We start from the raw sequence: 18,134 nt of genomic DNA, 5'->3' as shown, positions 1-18,134 counted from the left end.
CCCACGTTAGCCGGGTCGGGGCGACCGCGGGCCGGAGCTTGCCGCTGCAGCCTCACGTGTTGCGCGATCGGGGAGGTCGGCACCGGCACGGCCGACGGTCAGCGCCGACGAGAGCGCCGCCGTCGCGACTACCGAGTTGAGCGCATCGAGACCGATGGCGCGCAGGTCGTGGCGCCTTTCGGCGCCGAGCAGATTCAACTCCCACAACGCATCGATCAGCCCGGTCATGAACGCATCGCCGGCGCCGACCGTGTCGACCACGTCGACCGGGAGGGCCGCGATCCGCGCCGTACCCGCGTCGCACATTGCGAAGGCGCCGCGATCGCCCATCGTCACCGCGACGACGGCAGGGCCCAGGCTCAGCCAAGTCCGGGCGATCTGTTTGGCCGAGCGATTCGGGTCGATCCAGCGCAGGTCCTCATCGCTGGCCTTGACCACGTCGCACTTCTCGAGGAGCCGGTCGATGCGGCCCCGCGTGGCGTCACCGTCTTCGATCAGCGCCGGACGCACGTTGGGATCGAAGGTGATCGTTGCCGACGGGTGGTACGTATCCAGTAGCGCCGCCGTGGCACGGCAGCCCGGCTCGTGCCAGCTCGCGATCGATCCCGTGTGCGCGACGAGCGGCGGTGTGACCTCCGGAGTGCCCGTAAGCTCCCAGTCGATGTCGAATGTGTACTGCGCCGAACCGTCTTCGTCGAGCGTGGCGACGGCGGTCGGGGTGTGGTCGGCGGACATACTGCCTGAAACCAGTTGTACACCAGAGCTTTCGACGTACTCGGCGATGCGCCTTCCGCGCGCATCGTCGCCGATGTGGGTGAGGAAATCGACTCCCCGGTCCAGCCGAGCCAACCCCACCGCCACGTTGAGCGGGCTACCCCCGACGTGCTCACCAGTCACCCGACCGTCTCGCTCGACGATGTCGATCAGCGCCTCGCCGATCACCAGCGCTCTCATCGCGAATCCTTGCGAAGCAACGTTTCGAGCGTTGTCCGCGCCCCGTCGCGGTGCAGCGATTCCAGTGCCCATACATAGGCCTCGACGAATCGCGAATCGTTGGCGAGGTCACCGAACACGTCGGCGTTCTCGATGAACGCGGTCGGGTTCTTTCGTTGCGACTTCGCCAGCGGGACAAGAGTATCGACCAGTTGGTCCTGAACGTCGATCGGCTCACCCTGCTCGTCGACACCTTCGGCGTAACGCGCCCAGCTGGCCACGGTGGCGGCGGACAGCCGAATCGGTGCATCAGTTCTCAGGTTCTCTCTGATCACCGGAAGCAGCCATTTGGGGATGCGGTCGGACGAGCCGTAGCACAGCCGCGCAATCGTGTCCTTGACACCGGGATTGGCGAACCGCTCGATCAGTGTTCGCTTGTAGTCCGGCAGGTCGATACCAGGCACCGGCTTCAGCGTCGGGGTGGCTTCCTCGTCCATGTAGCACATCAGGAACTCGGCGAACAGCGGATCACCTGCGGCATCGTGCACTAGCCGATATCCCGCCAGATATGCGAAGTAGCACAGGCTTTGATGGCTGGCGTTGAGCAGCCGCAGCTTCATCAACTCGTACGGTGTGACGTCGTCGACCATCAGCACGTCGACCTTCTCCAACGGCGGTCGGCCATCGGAGAAATCGTCCTCGAGCACCCACGAGGTGAACGGTTCCGCGACGACTGGCCACCGGTCGTCGACGCCGAATTCGTCCTTGACGGTGGCGATCACGTCGGGTGTGGTGACCGGGGTGATGCGGTCCACCATCGAGTTGGGGAACGTGGTGTGCGCGGTCATCCATTCGCCGAGGCCGGGGTGGACACGGTCGGCGTAGGTGGTGAACGCGTGCCGGGCGACGTCACCGTTGCCCTCGATGTTGTCGCACGACACGATCGTCGGTGAGGCGATGCCGCGGTCGCGTCGACGTGCCAGCGCCTCGGCGACGAGACCGAATACGCTCTCGGGTCCCGCCCCGTCGATGTTGTAACCGCCCTCGGTGATGGTCAGCGAGACGATGCGGGTGCTGGGTGCGGCGAGCAGTTCGATCACCGAATCGGGATCGTCGGGCGCGAATCGATAATCGATGATCGACCCGATCACCCGCGCAGTGCGGGTGCCGTCGGGGTTCTCGAGCAGCAACGTGTACAGCCCGTCCTGTGCGGCCATCACGTCGGCCATCTTGCGGTCGGCCGCCATGACACCGACGCCGCAAATCCCCCAGTCTTTGGCGAGGCCCATCTCGAGGAGTTGGTCGATGTACATCGCCTGGTGGGCGCGATGGAATCCGCCGACCCCGAAATGCACTATGCCCACGCTGATCTCGTCGCGATCATAGCTAGGCCTGCTGACTGTCATGACACGGTCACCACCGACTTGACGCTACCCGGGATCCGGTCTGAGTCCAGTGCCTCAGCGGCTTCCTCCAGGGGGAAGCGGGCGGTCACCATGGCATCGAGGTCGACGCGCCCGGATTCCACCAGCGCGATCGCCGTCGGCCACGTGTTGGCGTACCGGAACACCCCCGTCAGCACCAGCTCACGATTCTGGATCAGCTGCGTGGGCAGTTCCATGGACTCGGCTCCCGAACCGACGAGGACAATCCGTCCCGCGGGACGGACGGCGTGGATTCCGGCGGCGACGGCCGCCGCCGCACCGGACGCATCGATGAATGCGTCGACCGCCAGACCGTCATTGCTCCCGGCGGCGGGGTCCACGGTTGTGGTGGCGCCGAAGGTCAAGGCGCGGTCGCGACGGGTCGGGTCGGGATCACTGACGACGATTTCCGTTGCGCCATAGGCCTTGGCGAGCTGGGTCAGCACGATGCCGATGGGTCCGGCGCCTGCGATGAGCACCCGCGATCTGCCGTCGAGTTCGGCCTTGCGGATCGCGGCGATGCCGACGGACAACGGTTCGCACAGCGCCGCGGCATCGTCGGATATCGAGTCCGGCACCGGGTGCGCGAACTCCGCACCGATGGTCACGTAGTCGCACAGCGCGCCGTCGACCGGCGGGGTGGCGAAGAACTGCATATGCGGACACAGGTTGTAGTGACCGCGCCGCGTCTCATCGCTGTCGGGATCGGGCCGCTGGGGTTCGATCGACACCCGTTGACCGATACGCGACGGGTCGACCGAATCGCCGACGCCGACGATGGTGCCCGCCGCCTCGTGTCCGAGGACCAGTGGCGCTTCCACGACGAAGCCACCCACCCGGCCATGCCGGTAGTAGTGCGTGTCCGAGCCGCAGACGCCCACCGACGAGACCTGTATCAGCACGTCACCGGCCCGCGGCGTCGGCACTGGGCGCTGCTCCATTTCGATGCGGCCCGGCTCGATGAGTACGGCGGCCCGCATTCGGGTATCGGGCGAAAGTGTTGTGTGCGTCACACCCAACATGTTAGCGTGATGAGCATCTACTCGCACCCCTGAGCAAATGCTCACACGGTTTAAGGAAAGTGGGGCGCATTACGTGACCGCTTCGACGTCGAACGGCGAGCTCGCCAGGCCGGCTGCGCAGAGTCGTGTCGGGGCGCCCGAGGACCTTCGGCTCGCACTGCGCGCGGCAACGCTGTATTACCTCGACGGCCTGACGCAGGCCGAGATCGCGGCCCGTCTCGGGGTCTCACGCCCGACCGCGGGCCGGTTGGTGGCCAGGGCGAAGGCCAAAGGCCTGGTGCGCATCGATGTCGTCGTGCCACCGGATCTGCGTGACGACCTGCACGCCGACGAGGAGCGCGAGCTCGAACGCCGCTTCGGCCTGACCGAGGCCGTGGTGGCCGGACACGGCGTCGACGTCGGATCGCCCGGGCGCCCGGCCGCGTACGCGAGCGTGGGCCGCGCCGCGGCCGCACTACTGATGCGCCGGCTCTCCCCAGATGATGTCCTCGGATTCACCTGGGGCCCAGAACAGGTCGCGGTGGCCACCGGACTGCTGCCGGGCGTCGCCAGCTGCCGGGCCGTGGTGCAGCTGGACGGTGCAATGTCGACCGCGGCCTACCAGACCGGTACCGAGCTGATCCTCAGCCGTTGCGCAGACGTGTTGCGCGCCACCGCGATCCGGCTGCCCGCCCCGCTCTATGCTGATCCTTCGACCGTCGTCTCGATGCGCAGCGACTCGGTGATCTCGCGGACGCTCGAGGCGGGCAGGCGTGCCGACGTCATGGTGTTCGGCGTGGGCGCGGTTTCGACCTCCACGACGCTGTTCGAAGGCAGTTATCTGGACATTCGCATGCTCGACGAGCTGATATCGCTGGGCGCCGTGGGTGAGATCGGCGGACGCTTCTTCGACGCCGACGGCGCGCCCGTGGACACCGAACTGCAACAGCGCGCGGTCTCCGTTCCGCTCGAGGACATCCGCCGCTGCCAGAAGACGCTTCTGATCTCCAGCGGCGTCACCAAATATCCCGCCACGCTCGGCGCACTACGCGGAGATCTGGCCAGGCTGCTTGTTTGTGACATCGATTGTGCCCGTTGGCTACTGGCCCAGGCATGATCCAGCGAAAGGTGATGTGATGGTGAAAGCGCTCAAGCGATGGGCCGCATTGACCGCCGTGGCGGGTTTGACGCTGACGGCGGTCGGCTGTTCCGGTGCGGGCAGCCTTGGGGCCTCCGATAATCAGGTGACGATTGCCCTCGTGTCCAACTCACAGATGACCGACGCGCAGGAGTTGTCGGCGGAGTTCGAGAAGGACAATCCCGGCACCAAGCTGAAGTTCATCACGCTGTCGGAGAACCAGGCGCGCGCCAAGATCACGATGTCCTCGGCGATGGGTGGCAGCGAGTTCGACGTCGTGATGATCAGCAATTTCGAAACGCCGCAGTGGGCGAAAGACGGCTGGCTGATGAACCTTTCGGAGTTCGCAAGGAACACGCCGGGGTACGACGAGAACGACTTCATTCCGTCGCTGCGGGAATCACTGTCCTACGAGGGCAACATGTATGCCGTTCCGTTCTACGGCGAATCGTCATTCCTGATGTACCGCAAGGACCTCTTCGAGCAAGCCGGTATCCAGGTCAACCAGGACCCGAACTACCAGCCGCAATGGCAGGAGGTCGCCGACTGGGCGAAAAAGTTGAAGACCGACGACCGGGCGGGGATCTGCCTGCGCGGCAAGCCGGGTTGGGGTGAGGTGCTGGCACCACTGGACACCGTGATCAACACGTTCGGGGGCCGGTGGTTCGACGAGCAGTGGAACGCTCAACTCAACAGCCCCGAGGTGAGCAAGGCCGTCAACTTCTACGTCGACCTCATCAACGAGGCCGGCGAACTCGGGGCCTCATCGACCGGATTCCAGGAGTGCGCCAACCTGTTCGGTCAGGGCCAGACGGCGATGTGGTACGACGCGACGTCGGCCGTGTCGGTGCTGGAGGATCCCAAGACGTATCCGGAACTCGTCGGCAAGATCGGCTACCTGCCCGCGCCGATCGCCGAGAAGCCGAACTCGGGGTGGCTGTACACCTGGGCGCTGGGAATCCCGAAGAACGCCAAGAACCCTGAGGGCGCTTGGAAGTTCATCTCCTGGATGACGAACAAGGACTACATGAAGCTGGTGGGCGAGAAGCTCGGGTGGGCCCGCGTCCCACCTGGTAGCCGAACCTCGACCTACACCGATCTGCCGGAGTACGAGGCGATCTCCAAGTCGTACGGGCCGCTGACGCTTCAGTCGATCGAGAACGCGACCCCGAACAAGCCCACGGTGCAACCGGTTCCGTACACCGGGGTGCAGTTCGTCGGAATTCCGGAATTCCAGGATCTCGGGACGCGGGTCAGCCAGCAGATCAGCGCCGCGATCGCCGGGCAGAAGTCGGTGGATGACGCGCTGTCTCAAGCACAGGAATACGCCGAGGTCGTCGGCCGGACATACCAGGAGAAATGATGACTTCAACGTCGCTTACCGCTGGCCCTCAGGCTGATGCCAGTCAGGACGCCGTGGCCGAACGGGTCCGCAAGATCCGGGAGGCCCAGGGCGCCGGGGTGAGTCGCGCCGAAGGCTGGCGCAGGCGTGGCCCGCTGTTGCCCGCGCTGATCTTCATGATCGTCGTCACCCAGATCCCATTCCTGTTCACGCTGTACTACTCGACACTGTCGTGGAATCTCGTGCGTCCGGGCTCGCGCCAGTTCGTCGGACTGCAAAACTACATCGCGGTCGTCAAGGACAGCCAGTTCTGGACCGTGGCCTTCAACACGGTTGTCCTGATCGTCGGGGTCGTGTTGATCTCGGCGTTCCTCGGCCTGCTGCTGGCACTACTGCTGGATCGCGCGTTCCTGGGACGCGGCATCGTCCGGACCCTGCTGATCACCCCGTTTCTCGTGACACCCGTTGCAGCGGCACTGATCTGGAAGACCACGATCCTCGATCCGACGAACGGCATCCTGAACTGGGTGCTGTCGCTCGTCGGCATCGGACCGGTGGACTGGATCGGTCAGTTTCCGTTGACCATGGTGATGGTCGAACTGATCTGGCAGTGGACGCCGTTCATGATGCTGCTGATCCTCGCCGGCCTCCAGTCGATGCCTCGCGACATCCTGGAGGCCGGTCGAGTCGACGGTGCGGGCGCGTTCCAACTCTTCCGGGAGTTGACGCTGCCCCACCTTCGGCGCTTCATCGAACTGGGTGTGGTGCTCGGCGCGATCTATTTGGTCAACACTTTCGACGCCATCTACATGATGACGCAGGGCGGCCCGGGTATCGCAAGTGCGAACTTGCCGTTCTACATCTACCAGCGAGCGTTCCTCGGCTTCGACATGGGGCAGGCGGCGGCCTACGCCGTGGTGGTGGTGATCTTCACGATGATCATCGCCAGCTTCGCGCTTCGGTTGATCTTCAAATCATTCTCCGGCAAGGAAGAGGCGGCCTGATGACTACGACAACGGAAAAGTCTACTGCGGTCGAGGATTCGGCGGTCACACCGAAGAAGAAGTCCCGGAAGTTCGATGCTTGGGGCGCGGTGGCCTGGCTGGTCGGACTCGGGTTCTTCTTCCCGGTGTTCTGGATGGTGTTGACGTCATTCAAACAAGAGGGCGATGCGGCGACCAGTCCGCCGACGCTGTTCTTCACCCCGACCCTGGATCAGTACGGGAAGGTGTTCGATCAAGGCATCGGGCCGGCGATGCTGAACTCCGTTTGGGCCACGGCTATTTCGACACTTCTGGTGCTGCTCCTCGGCACCCCCGCCGCGTTCGCGCTGTCGTTGCGGCCGGTACGCAAGACGCAGGATGCGCTGTTCTTCTTCATGAGCACCAAGATGCTGCCGATCGTCGCGGCCATTCTGCCGTTGTACGTCATCGTCTCCAACATCGGTCTGCTGGACAACATCTGGGCGCTGGTCATCCTCTATACGTCGATGAACCTGCCGATCGCGGTGTGGATGATGCGGTCGTTCTTCCTCGAGGTGCCAGCGGAACTGCTCGAGGCCGCCAGTCTCGACGGTGCCAGTCTGTGGCGGTCGGTGCGCGAGGTGATCCTGCCGCTGGTCTCACCCGGCATCGCGGCGACGGCGCTGATCTGCGTCATCTTCGCGTGGAACGAGTTCTTTTTCGCGGTCAACCTGACCGCGGTGAACGCTCAGACCATGCCGGTGTACCTCGTCGGATTCATCGCCGGTGAGGGTCAGTACTGGGCCGTGCTGTCGGCGGCCGCAACCATGGCCGCACTTCCGGTGATCCTGTGTGGGTGGTTCGCACAGAACAAGCTCGTTCGTGGTCTTTCCTTCGGCGCAATCAAATAGGAGAATTCCAATGGCCTCAATCACTTACAAGAACGCGACCTGTATCTACGAAGGATCCGACAAGCTCGCGGTCGACTCGCTTAGTCTCGATATCCAGGACGGCGAGTTCGTCGTGCTGGTGGGTCCGTCCGGGTCGGGCAAGAGCACGGCGCTGCGCATGCTGGCGGGTCTCGAGGACATCGACGAGGGCGCCATCGAGATCGGCGGCAAGAACATGGTCGGCGTGCCGTCCAAGGACCGCGACATCGCGATGGTGTTCCAGAATTACGCGCTGTACCCGAACAAGACCGTCGCCGAGAACATGGGTTTCGCGCTGAAACTGCGCGGCGTGTCCGCCGACGAGCGTCGCAAGAAGGTCGAGGAAGCGGCGAAGATCCTGGATCTGACCGAGTTCCTGGACCGCAAGCCGGCCAAGCTGTCCGGCGGTCAGCGGCAGCGCGTCGCGATGGGCCGCGCCATCGTGCGTGAGCCACAGGTCTTTTGCATGGACGAGCCGTTGTCGAATCTCGACGCCAAACTCCGGGTGCAAACGCGCACCCAGATCGCCGCGCTGCAAAGGCGTCTGGGCACCACCACCGTCTACGTCACGCACGATCAGGTCGAGGCGATGACGATGGGCGACCGGGTAGCCGTACTGCGGTTCGGCAAGCTGCAGCAGTTCGCCTCGCCGAACGAGCTGTATGACCGGCCGGCCAACGCTTTCGTCGCAGGCTTCATCGGTTCGCCCGCGATGAACCTCGTGACGCTGCCCGTCGCGCCCGAAGGCGTCAAGATCGGTGAGTCGGTGCTGGCACTCGAGCGTGACGATCTGACCAAGCTGAGCGACGCGGGCCTGTCGGAGGTCACCTTCGGTATCCGGCCCGAGCAGCTCGAGATCTCCGAGTCCGACGGCGTCGAGGTCGTGGTCGACCTGGTCGAGGATCTCGGCAGTGAGGCATATGTCTACACGCACGCAGGTTCGGGTGTGGAACTGGTCGCGCGGTGCAACCCACGCACCGCGCCCAGACTGGCCGACACGGTGCGACTGCGTAAGAACCCCGAGGGCGCGGTGCATCTGTTCCACCCCGAGTCGGGTGAACGCCTGAATTAGCATGCAAGCGCCGGACTTCCGGCTCCGGACACCGACTCCCGGTCTGCTGGGGCTCCCGTGGGACCGGCCACTCCACGACTGGACGGTTCCCGACGTCCCGTTGCGCGACATCGCGGTGGGGCCCAGCCGTCACCTGGTGAAGTTCGTCGACGCCGATGGTGCGCTGTGGGCGGTCAAGGACATGCCGCCGCGGATCGCGGCCAAGGAGTACGACGTCCTGCGGCGGCTCGAGGAGATGGGCCTGCCCGCGGTGCGTCCCGCCGGGGTGGTGGTGCAGCCCGAATTCGACACCGCGATCCTGGTCACCCGCTACCTCGAAGGGTCTTGGCAATATCGCCGGCTGTTCATGCGGCTGCCGCCGGACCAACCGAAACACCGTGCGCGGCTGCTGGACGGAATGGCCGGTCTTCTGGTGGAACTGCACCGGCACGGTGTGTTCTGGGGTGACTGCTCGCTGGCGAACACATTGTTCTCCCGCGACGGACAGCTGCTGCAGGCGTGGCTGGTCGACGCTGAAACCTCGGAAGTACACCCGAGTTTGAGCCGGGGGCAACGCGAGCACGACCTCGACATCATGGTCGAGAACGTCGCGATGGGAATGGTCGACCTGGCCGAGCGGCTTGGACAGACGGCACTGGAGGACGTGCTGATCACCGAGGTTCAGGACACCAGGGCTCGCTACGACATGCTGTGGGACGCGTTGCACGCCGAGCCCGTCTTCGGGTTCACCGACCGCTACCGCGTCGAGGGTACGGTGCGGAAACTGAACGACCTCGGCTTCGCGGTCGACGAAGTGTCGCTGCAGCCGATCGAGGCGGGCAAGCTCAAACTCCGTGTCGCCGTGGGTGATCGGCGCTACCACGCGCAGCGTCTGCAGGAGCTCGCGGGACTGGATGTGGGCGAGGGGCAGGCCCAGATCTTGCTTGGCGATCTGCTCGCGTATCAGGCGCAGTTGTGCCGAGAGGAGGGCCACGACGTCGACGAGCGTACCGCCGCGAGGTTGTGGGTGATCGAAGTGTTGACCCCGTACGAGAGGCTGGCCCACGACGTCGTCGGCAACAAGGGCACCCCGATCCAGGCGTACTGCGATCTGCTCGAAGTCCGCTGGCTGCTGAGCGAGCGGGCGGGTCACGATGTGGGCACCAACGCGGCGCTCGCCGCGCTACACGGGGACGTGATCCCCACTGACTCGGCGGCGAAGGTGGCTGTCGCCGAGACGCCAACCGAGCCGTTCGAGGTGCTGTCGCTCGACGACTAGTTTGTTCCCTCAAATAACTCGCGTCACAACAGCTTCAGAAGCATGTGCTTTGCCGGGCGTTCTTAGGGAACTCTTCGGATGGTTTCTAGAAAGTTCTTAGAGATCGAACGTATGTTCGAGTCATGAGTGCGGAGGCGGTGCAGGAAGCGATCGCAGCCATGCGTGCCGCGCACGATCACTTGGCCGCGCTGCCCATCGACGCGCTGACCAAGTCCGAATTGACTGATGCCCTTGATGAACTGGAGACGCTGTCGTGTCAGTTGCCGACTCAGGGCCACCGGATGTTGGCCCGCTTGCAGATCGAGGCGACGGCCAAGGAGATGGGCGCCAAGTCCTGGCGTCAGGTGTTGGCGACGCGATGGCGCATCTCGACGTCGGAGGCGGGGCGTCGCCTCGATGAGGCGGCGCTGTTGGGACCGCGCCGCGCGTTGACCGGAGAGCCGCTGGACCCGGTGCTGCCGTGTGTTGCGCTCGCGCAGGCGCGCGGAATGATCAACGGCGAGCATCTCGAGGTGCTGCGGAAGGCGATGGACCGTATCCCGCCCGCGATCGACACCCTGACCCGCGCGCAGATCGAAGTCGATCTGGTCGGCCACGCGGTCGGATTGGGACCCAAGGAACTCAGGGATCAGGCCGAGCGCACCCTGTTCCTGCTGGACCAGGACGGCCCCGAACCCGACGATGCCGAACGCGCACGCCGCCGCGGCGTGTCAAAGGGGCCGCAGGGTTCGGACAAGATGACCCCGTTGAGAGGCAATCTCACCCCGGAGTTGGCGGCCACGCTGGAGGCGATCTACGCGAAGTGGGCCGCGCCTGGAATGTGCGACCCCGATGACGAGAACCCCTGCATTTCGGGCACTCCGAGCCAAGCCCAGATCGACAACGACCATCGCACCCTGACGCAGCGCCAGCACGACGCGCTGCTGGCGGTTGGGCGCAGCGTGCTGGCCAGCGGTGTGCTGGGTCAGCACAACGGGTTGCCGACCTCGATCATCATCCGCACCACGTTGCAGGATTTGGAGAGCCGTGCCGGGGTCGGTGTCACCGGTGGGGGCACCGTGGTGCCGATTCGCGACGTGATCCGCATGGCCGCGCACGCGAATCACTTTCTGGCGGTGTTCGACAAGGCGACCGGTTCGGCGCTGGATCTGTTTCGGGCTCGGCGGGTGGCGTCCCCGGCGCAGCGGCTGATGCTGATCGCCCGCGATGGGGGGTGCACGAAACCGGGGTGCACCGTTCCGGCGTATGGCAGCCAGGTTCATCACGCTGCCAAGGATTGGGCCGATGACGGGTTGACCAATGTCGATGAGCTCGGGTTGGCGTGCGGGCCGGATAACCGGATGGTCGGCCCGGGCGGGTGGACCACCCGGATGAACAAGGACCACGAGGTGGAATGGATCCCACCGCCGCACCTGGACACCGGCCAAGCCCGCGTCAACGATTACCACCGACCCGAGCGCCTGCGCCCACCACGCAACGAACTCTTCACGCCCGCCGACGAACCCGCACGAACCCGGCGGCCCAGAACCCAACGCCGCCTGACGTCGGTCAGCCGACAACGGCCGGGTTGCCAGGGTCGAGGCCGCTCGGCAGGTTCGGGCTCAGACCGCTTCCGCTTCCGTGGGTGGCTTCTTGGTGAGCCATCGGCCGGCAGTTGTTGTCCATCGGCGTCTGATCGCCGGAGCAGTAGGGCAGCAGATCCTCGGGGTCGGCGGCCGCTTGCGGCGCTGAGAAGACGATGGCTGCGCCCGCGAGCAGGCACGCCGCGAAGATTCTCGTCATAGTCGCACGCTACCCGGGGTAATACCGTGGTGTGGTGGATCAGTTCGGTCGGGTGAAACTGACCAATCCGGACAAGGTGCTGTATCCCGCCACGGAGCTGCGGCCGAAGGCCGTCACAAAGCAAGAGGTCTTCGACTATTACGTCAACGTGGCCGAGGCGATGCTCCCGCACATCGCAGGCCGGGCCGTCACCCGTAAACGCTGGCCCAACGGGGTCAACGAGCCGGCATTCTTCGAAAAACAGCTCGCGTCCTCGGCGCCGGACTGGCTCGAACGGGGATCGATCAGCCACAAGTCAGGCACCACTACGTATCCGATCATCAACAGCGCCGAGGGGCTGGCGTGGATCGCCCAGCAGGCGTCGCTGGAAGTGCACGTGCCGCAATGGCGATTCGTCAGCACCTGGACCAGAGAGGAAGGAGCCGAACAGACGCCGGGTCTGGCCACCCGGGTGGTTTTCGACCTGGATCCGGGCGACGGTGTCACGTTCCGGCAGCTGTGCGAGGTGGCGCACGAGGTGCGTGAGCTCATCACCGGCATCGGACTCACAACGTTCCCGTTGACCAGCGGCAGTAAGGGGTTGCATCTGTACGTGCCGCTGGAGAAGCCGATCAGCTCACACGGCGCTTCGGTGCTCGCCCGCCGCATCGCGGTGCAGCTGGAGAAGACGATGCCCAAGCGTGTGACGGCCACCATGACCAAGAGTCAGCGCAGCGGCAAGGTGTTCGTCGACTGGAGCCAGAACAACGGCAACAAGACGACCATCGCGCCGTATTCACTGCGCGGTCGCGACGAGCCGACCGTCGCCGCCCCGCGTACCTGGGATGAGATCGAGGATCCCGATCTGCGGCACCTCCGATTCGACGAGGTGCTCGAGCGGTTGGAACGTGACGGCGACCTGTTGGCCGAGATGGACGCCGACGCCCCGGTGGCCGACGCACTCAGCACCTATCGCAGCATGCGCGACGCCGGCAGGACACCCGAGCCGGTACCCAACATCGCACCAACGCCGGGCAATGACGACTTCTTCGTCATCCAGGAACACCACGCCCGCCGACTGCACTACGACTTCCGGCTGGAGCGCAACGGCGTCCTCGTCAGCTGGGCGGTGCCGAAGAACCTGCCGGACAGCCCCGCGGTCAACCACCTCGCCGTGCACACCGAGGATCATCCGTTCGAATACGGCAGCTTCGAAGGTGAAATCCCGAAGGGTGAATACGGCGGCGGCAAGGTGATCATCTGGGACACCGGCACTTACGAGACCGAAAAATTCCGCGACCACTCGCCGGACGGCCCTGAATCGGGCGGCGAAGTCATCATCACGTTGCACGGCAAGAAGATCGACGGCCGCTACGCGCTGATCCAGACAAACGGCAAGAACTGGCTGGCGCATCGCATGAAGGAGCAGGCCAACCCGCAGGCCAGCGATTTGGCCCCAATGCTCGCGACAGAAGGCTCGATCGCGAAGATGACCACGGCGCAATGGGCCTTCGAGGGCAAATGGGACGGCTACCGCGTCCTGGTTGACGCCAACCACGGCAAGCTCAACGTGCGGTCGCGCCGAGGGCGTGACGTCACAGACGAGTATCCGCAATTCGCCGCGCTCGCAGCCGATCTCGCCGATCACCACGTGATCCTCGATGGTGAAGCCGTGGCTCTCGACGACTCGGGCGTGCCGAGTTTCGGCGAAATGCAGAACCGCGCGCGTTCGACGCGGGTCGAGTACTGGGCGTTTGACATCCTCTACCTCGACGGTCGCTCGCTGCTCAAGGCCAAGTACTCCGACCGCCGCCGCGTGCTGGAAGCGCTCGCCGAGGGCGGTGGTCTGATCGTGCCGGATCTGTTGCCCGGCGACGGCCCCGAGGCGCTGGAGTTCGCACGCAAGAAGCGTTGGGAGGGTGTGGTCGCCAAGAAGCGCGACGCTACCTATCAACCGGGACGACGGTCGTCGTCGTGGGTCAAGGACAAGATCTGGAACACCCAGGAAGTGGTGATCGGCGGCTGGCGCAAGGGCGAGGGCGGACGCTCCAGCGGCATCGGCGCATTGATGCTGGGCATCCCGGCCGAGGGCGGCCTGCAGTTCGTCGGCCGGGTCGGCACAGGGTTCACCGACAAGGCGCTGAAGCAACTCAAGGACATACTCAAGCCGCTCGAGACGGACGAATCACCCTTCAACGCACGCCTTTCCAAGATCGACGCCCGCGGCGTCACCTTCGTTCGGCCGGAACTGGTCGGCGAGGTGCGCTACAGCGAGCGGACCTCCGACGGCAGACTGCGGCAACCGAGCTGGCGAGGGCTGCGTACCGACAAGGAACCGTCTGACGTCGTCTGGGAGTAGGAGCCGCTGGTCGCGCGTACGCCGCGGCGCAGTCGACGTGCCCGAGGTGTCGGCGCTGTCGGAGCGGACTCAGCGCTATCGCGCTTGGCGGCAGCTGATTTCCCGGCGATCACCGTTAGCTGACCGGACGCCGACAGGGCTGAAGTGCGGTGACTACTGGTCCGATTACCCCGGGGGTAGATGAAGTCAAGGACGCGTGGGCTCGCCGTGGACGTCGGAGCCGCAACGAAAGCGCAAATGCGGCGCTTGCGGGATCGTTGCTCGGTACCTTTAGCGAAGTATTCGCATTTCACGGAAGTCGAGAACACGATGAGCGGGATAGCGTCGGAACTGGCGGCCGCCGGGTTCGAAGACGCCGTCGAAGTGGGCCGAGGCGGCAGCGGTGTCGTCTATCGCTGCTCCCAGAAGTCGCTCGGACGAAGTGTTGCCGTCAAGGTGCTGGCGTCTGATCTCGACGACTCCGATCGCGAGCGTTTCCTGCGCGAGGGTTACGCGATGGGAAGGCTCTCCGGGCACCCGAACATCGTGAACATCCTTCAGGTCGGCGTCACCGAGAGCGGCCGGCCGTTCATCGTAATGCCCTATCACGCAGTGGGTTCGCTTGCGGAGCGGCTGCGCCGCGAGGGCCGCATCGCGTGGCCCGAGGCACTGCGCATGGCGGTGAAACTGTGCGGTGCCCTCGAGACCGCCCACCGGGCGGGCACTTTGCATCGCGACATCAAACCCGCGAACGTCCTCTTCAACGACTACGGCGAACCTCAACTCAGCGACTTCGGGACCGCGCGAATCGCCGGTGGATACAAGACGGTGACCGGATTCTTCACCGGCACCCTGTCCTACACCGCCCCCGAGGTGCTCGCCGGCAACCCGCCGACGGTCGCGGCCGATGTGTACTCGCTGGGCGCCACGATCTACGCGCTGATCGCCGGTGGGCCGCCGCACGAGCGCAAGGCCGAAGAGGATCTGATCGCGCACTACCTGCGCATCACCTCCACTCCCGTGCCAGACCTGCGACCGCACGGAATCCCCACCGATGTCTGCGCTGCGATCGAGAAGGCGATGTCCCGCGAGCCCACCGATCGGCAGGTATCGGTCGCCGAGCTCGGCCACGAACTGCAATTGGCGCAGCGTCACAACGGCTTGGCGGCGGATCCGATGGCGCTCAGTGAGCCCGGCGGTGAGCCCGAGCCGACGGGCGGCAGCCAGGCGTTGCCGCTCTCGGGAGCGCCTCGCGAGCCCGAGCCGTCCCAATCCAAGACCGAGATTCCGGAATCCGCACCCAACCTGCCCGTGAGCCCGGAAAGCTCGGCGCCGCCGCTGGACCCGAACATGTTCGCGCACACCGCTTCGGTCAGCCAGGGCAGTATGCCCTGGCAGGTTCCGCCGACCCCGCCCACTCCGCCCGCCCCGCCTGCCGAGACGGCGTCGCAGCCCGGTCCCGAGCCGACGACGGACAAGAGAGATCCGAAGCGTCTCCTGATCACCGTCGGCGCGGCCGCCGTCGCGCTGCTCCTCGTCATCAGCGGCATCGTCATGTTCACCTCGCGCGACAAGGGCGAGGAACAGCAGGCGGCCCCGACCCGGCCCACCGTCGAAGCGCAACCGGAATGGGCACCGATCGCGGACGCGCGCGTCGCCCGCGATGCGGTGGCCGCCACCGAAGCCGACGGCACCATCTGGGTGTTCGGCGGTCAGGGAGCAGGCAACCAGGTGAGCGGAGCGCACGAGGGCTACGACCCTGCCCTCGACAGCTGGAAGGGCGGCGAGAATCTACCCGTTCCCGTCCAGCACGCGATGGCGGTGACGTGGGAGGACACCCCGGTGGTGCTCGGCGGATGGCGCACCGACGGCACCAATCGGGAGGTGGCGACCGACAAGGTGTGGCGGGTCGTCAACAGTCGCTGGATCGAGTTGCCGCCACTGCTGCAGCCGCGCGCGGCGGCAGCCGCCGGCGTCGTCGGCGACCTACTCGTGGTGACCGGCGGTGTGGACGCCGACGGGAAGCTGCTCAACACCACCGAGATCTACGACGGCACCGGCTGGAGACTCGGCGCCCCCATTCCGACGCCACGCCAGATGTCCGGTGCGGCGTCGGACGGCAAGCTCGTCTACGTCGTCGGCGGCTCCGACGACACCACAGACCTGACCGCCGTCGAAGCCTATGACCCCGTCACGGACAAGTGGGCGACCATGCCCGCACTTCCGCAGGGGCGCAGCGACTTTGGCGTGGCGATCGCCGACGCCCGGCTGATGGCCGTCGGCGGGATGTCGGATGGTGACGCCCTCAAGAGTGTGGCCGCGCTCGACCTCACCACGGCGACCTGGACCGCGCTCCCGGATCTGGGGACCGCGCGGCACGGGGCCGCGGTTGCCGCCGTGGGCAAGACCGTTTACGCGATCGGCGGGTCGACGGGTGCGTCGAACCAGATCACCGCGTCGGCCGAATCGTTGAAACTCGCACCACGCAAACCTCAACCGGCAGCGGAATGGCGGTTGTTGCCGGACGCGCCGACTGCACGACTGATGATGGCGTCAACCGTGCTCGACGGAAAGATCTTCGTTGCGGGCGGCATGTTGGGACACGCCGAAACGCTCGACACATTCGAGAGCTACGACCCCAAGACCGGCGACTGGGAGACGCTCCCTTCGTTACCCGTTCCGCTACACCACGCGACCGCGACGGCGTACCGCGGCGAGGTCGTCGTCATCGGAGGGGCCAGCGAAACCGTCACCGAGGCGTCGAACAAAGTGTTCGCCTTCCGCAACGGAAAGTGGGAGGAGCTGCCGAGCCTGCAGCATGCCCGGGCCGCGCCGTCGGCGGCGGTGGTCGACGACAAGATCGTGGTAGTCGGCGGACAGGACGACAAGAAGCTCGTCACGCAGACCGAGGTCTTCGATGGCGACTCTTGGACGACGGCTGCCGATATGCCAACGCCGCGTGAGCATTTGGCCGCCGTATCGGACGGCGTCTACGTGTACGCGGTCGGTGGCAGGTCGCTGAGTGCCGACGAGAACTCGGCCGCCTTCGAGCGCTTCGATCCGGAATCAGGAAGCTGGGAGAAGCTCACGGACATGCCGACTCCGCGCGGCAGCTACGGGGCCGCACTCATCGACGGCCGGATCATCTCGGTCGGTGGGGAAGAACCGACACGGGTGCTCGCCACAGTCGAGATGTACGACATCTCCACCGGGAAGTGGACGACGCAGGCGCCGATCAACACGCCGGTGCACGGTCAGGTGGTGGCCGCCGTCGATACGACACTGTTCTGCATCGGCGGCGCCGACCGGCCCAGCCACGAAGGTCCGGTGGCGATCGTCGAGGCACTCGACTTCAACTAGCTCCCGCTGTCGCGCAGCTGCGCGATGGTGACGGCGCCGCGCCGGAGCGCCTCGTTGGCCAGCCGCACCCGGCGGTCACCCTCGGTGGGGATGGCGAACTTGTCGTAGAGGTTCTGCAGGTGCTGTTTGACGGCGGCTTCGGTGACGTACAGCTCGCCCGCCATCCGCCGGACCGACGCCGGCTCGGGAAACGGGTCCTCGGACACCAGCGGACGACACAACACCATGAGCACGTCGACCTCCCGCCGGGTCAGCCGAGGCGGGAGCTGTGCGGCGTCGGGCACGATCGTCGCCTCGTCGGCCGGCTCGCCGGACTGCCGTGCCTGCAGGTACACCAAGCGGGATTTGCCGATGCGCACCTCGTCCCCGGGCCGCAGCACCTGTTCGTAGGCGATCTTCTCGCCGTTGACGAACGTGCCGTTGCGACTGCCCACGTCGCGGATCGACCACGCCGACCCGTGGTTCTCCAGGATTGCGTGCAGGCGAGAGACGGTGGGGTCGTGTTCGAGCGCCACCACATTGGTCGCAGCCTTGCCCACCGTCACCCGGTTGCCGGTCAACGGGACCAACTCACGTCCCGTCGGCTTGAAGACTTCCAGATGGGAAGACATGCAGA

General features: G+C 65.6%; 13 protein-coding genes. 9 read left to right on the top strand and 4 right to left on the bottom strand.

Annotated elements, in window-relative coordinates:
* Positions 1 to 6: 6 nt before the first annotated feature.
* The 3 genes from M1248_RS18985 to M1248_RS18975 are packed head-to-tail and all read right to left on the bottom strand — an operon-like array spanning position 7 to position 3,337.
* Positions 7 to 954, bottom strand: coding sequence for a carbohydrate kinase (locus M1248_RS18985; protein WP_317149367.1), 948 nt, complete (start codon positions 952 to 954; stop codon positions 7 to 9).
* The gene (locus M1248_RS18980; protein WP_317149366.1) at positions 951 to 2,339 is read right to left on the bottom strand and encodes a mannitol dehydrogenase family protein; all 1,389 of its coding nucleotides are present in this window, start codon (positions 2,337 to 2,339) and stop codon (positions 951 to 953) included. The genes M1248_RS18985 and M1248_RS18980 overlap by 4 nt, the downstream gene beginning before the upstream one ends.
* The gene (locus tag M1248_RS18975; RefSeq protein WP_317149449.1) at positions 2,336 to 3,337 is read right to left on the bottom strand and encodes an NAD(P)-dependent alcohol dehydrogenase; all 1,002 of its coding nucleotides are present in this window, start codon (positions 3,335 to 3,337) and stop codon (positions 2,336 to 2,338) included. Before M1248_RS18975 ends, M1248_RS18980 begins: the two co-directional genes overlap by 4 nt.
* 115 nt (positions 3,338 to 3,452) lie before the next feature.
* Here M1248_RS18975 and M1248_RS18970 point away from each other — a divergent pair, with 115 nt between their 5' ends.
* The 9 genes from M1248_RS18970 (at position 3,453) to M1248_RS18930 (ending at position 17,518) form a co-directional block, all read left to right on the top strand.
* Positions 3,453 to 4,475: a sugar-binding transcriptional regulator gene (locus M1248_RS18970; protein ID WP_410506692.1), complete on the top strand. Its 1,023-nt coding sequence runs from the start codon at positions 3,453 to 3,455 to the stop codon at positions 4,473 to 4,475.
* A 19-nt stretch (positions 4,476 to 4,494) separates the two neighbouring features.
* Positions 4,495 to 5,859, top strand: a complete 1,365-nt coding sequence (locus M1248_RS18965; protein ID WP_317149365.1) for a sugar ABC transporter substrate-binding protein — start codon at positions 4,495 to 4,497, stop codon at positions 5,857 to 5,859.
* The gene (locus M1248_RS18960) at positions 5,859 to 6,842 is read left to right on the top strand and encodes a sugar ABC transporter permease (RefSeq protein WP_317149364.1); all 984 of its coding nucleotides are present in this window, start codon (positions 5,859 to 5,861) and stop codon (positions 6,840 to 6,842) included. The genes M1248_RS18965 and M1248_RS18960 overlap by 1 nt, the downstream gene beginning before the upstream one ends.
* Positions 6,842 to 7,711, top strand: coding sequence for a carbohydrate ABC transporter permease (locus M1248_RS18955; protein ID WP_317149363.1), 870 nt, complete (start codon positions 6,842 to 6,844; stop codon positions 7,709 to 7,711). The genes M1248_RS18960 and M1248_RS18955 overlap by 1 nt, the downstream gene beginning before the upstream one ends.
* A gap of 10 nt (positions 7,712 to 7,721) precedes the next feature.
* On the top strand, positions 7,722 to 8,801 hold the full coding sequence (locus tag M1248_RS18950; RefSeq protein ID WP_317149362.1) for a sn-glycerol-3-phosphate ABC transporter ATP-binding protein UgpC: 1,080 nt from the start codon (positions 7,722 to 7,724) through the stop codon (positions 8,799 to 8,801).
* 1 nt (position 8,802) lies between these two features.
* Positions 8,803 to 10,059: a DUF4032 domain-containing protein gene (locus tag M1248_RS18945; protein ID WP_317149361.1), complete on the top strand. Its 1,257-nt coding sequence runs from the start codon at positions 8,803 to 8,805 to the stop codon at positions 10,057 to 10,059.
* A gap of 122 nt (positions 10,060 to 10,181) precedes the next feature.
* Positions 10,182 to 11,843, top strand: coding sequence for an HNH endonuclease signature motif containing protein (locus tag M1248_RS18940; protein ID WP_317149360.1), 1,662 nt, complete (start codon positions 10,182 to 10,184; stop codon positions 11,841 to 11,843).
* A 29-nt stretch (positions 11,844 to 11,872) separates the two neighbouring features.
* On the top strand, positions 11,873 to 14,179 hold the full coding sequence (locus M1248_RS18935) for an ATP-dependent DNA ligase (protein WP_317149359.1): 2,307 nt from the start codon (positions 11,873 to 11,875) through the stop codon (positions 14,177 to 14,179).
* Between the two features lie 309 nt (positions 14,180 to 14,488).
* The gene (locus M1248_RS18930; protein ID WP_317149358.1) at positions 14,489 to 17,518 is read left to right on the top strand and encodes a protein kinase domain-containing protein; all 3,030 of its coding nucleotides are present in this window, start codon (positions 14,489 to 14,491) and stop codon (positions 17,516 to 17,518) included.
* Here M1248_RS18930 and M1248_RS18925 read toward each other — a convergent pair.
* Positions 17,515 to 18,129 carry an FHA domain-containing protein gene (locus tag M1248_RS18925; RefSeq protein WP_317149357.1) on the bottom strand — a complete coding sequence of 205 codons (615 nt, stop codon included), beginning with the start codon at positions 18,127 to 18,129 and terminating at the stop codon, positions 17,515 to 17,517. The genes M1248_RS18930 and M1248_RS18925 overlap by 4 nt on opposite strands.
* Between the last annotated feature and the right edge of the window lie 5 nt (positions 18,130 to 18,134).

It is taken from the genome of Mycobacterium sp. 29Ha, from assembly GCF_032883055.1.
In the GTDB taxonomy this organism is placed as follows: domain Bacteria; phylum Actinomycetota; class Actinomycetes; order Mycobacteriales; family Mycobacteriaceae; genus Mycobacterium; species Mycobacterium gallinarum.
This window is presented reverse-complemented; position numbering and strand designations above follow the sequence as displayed.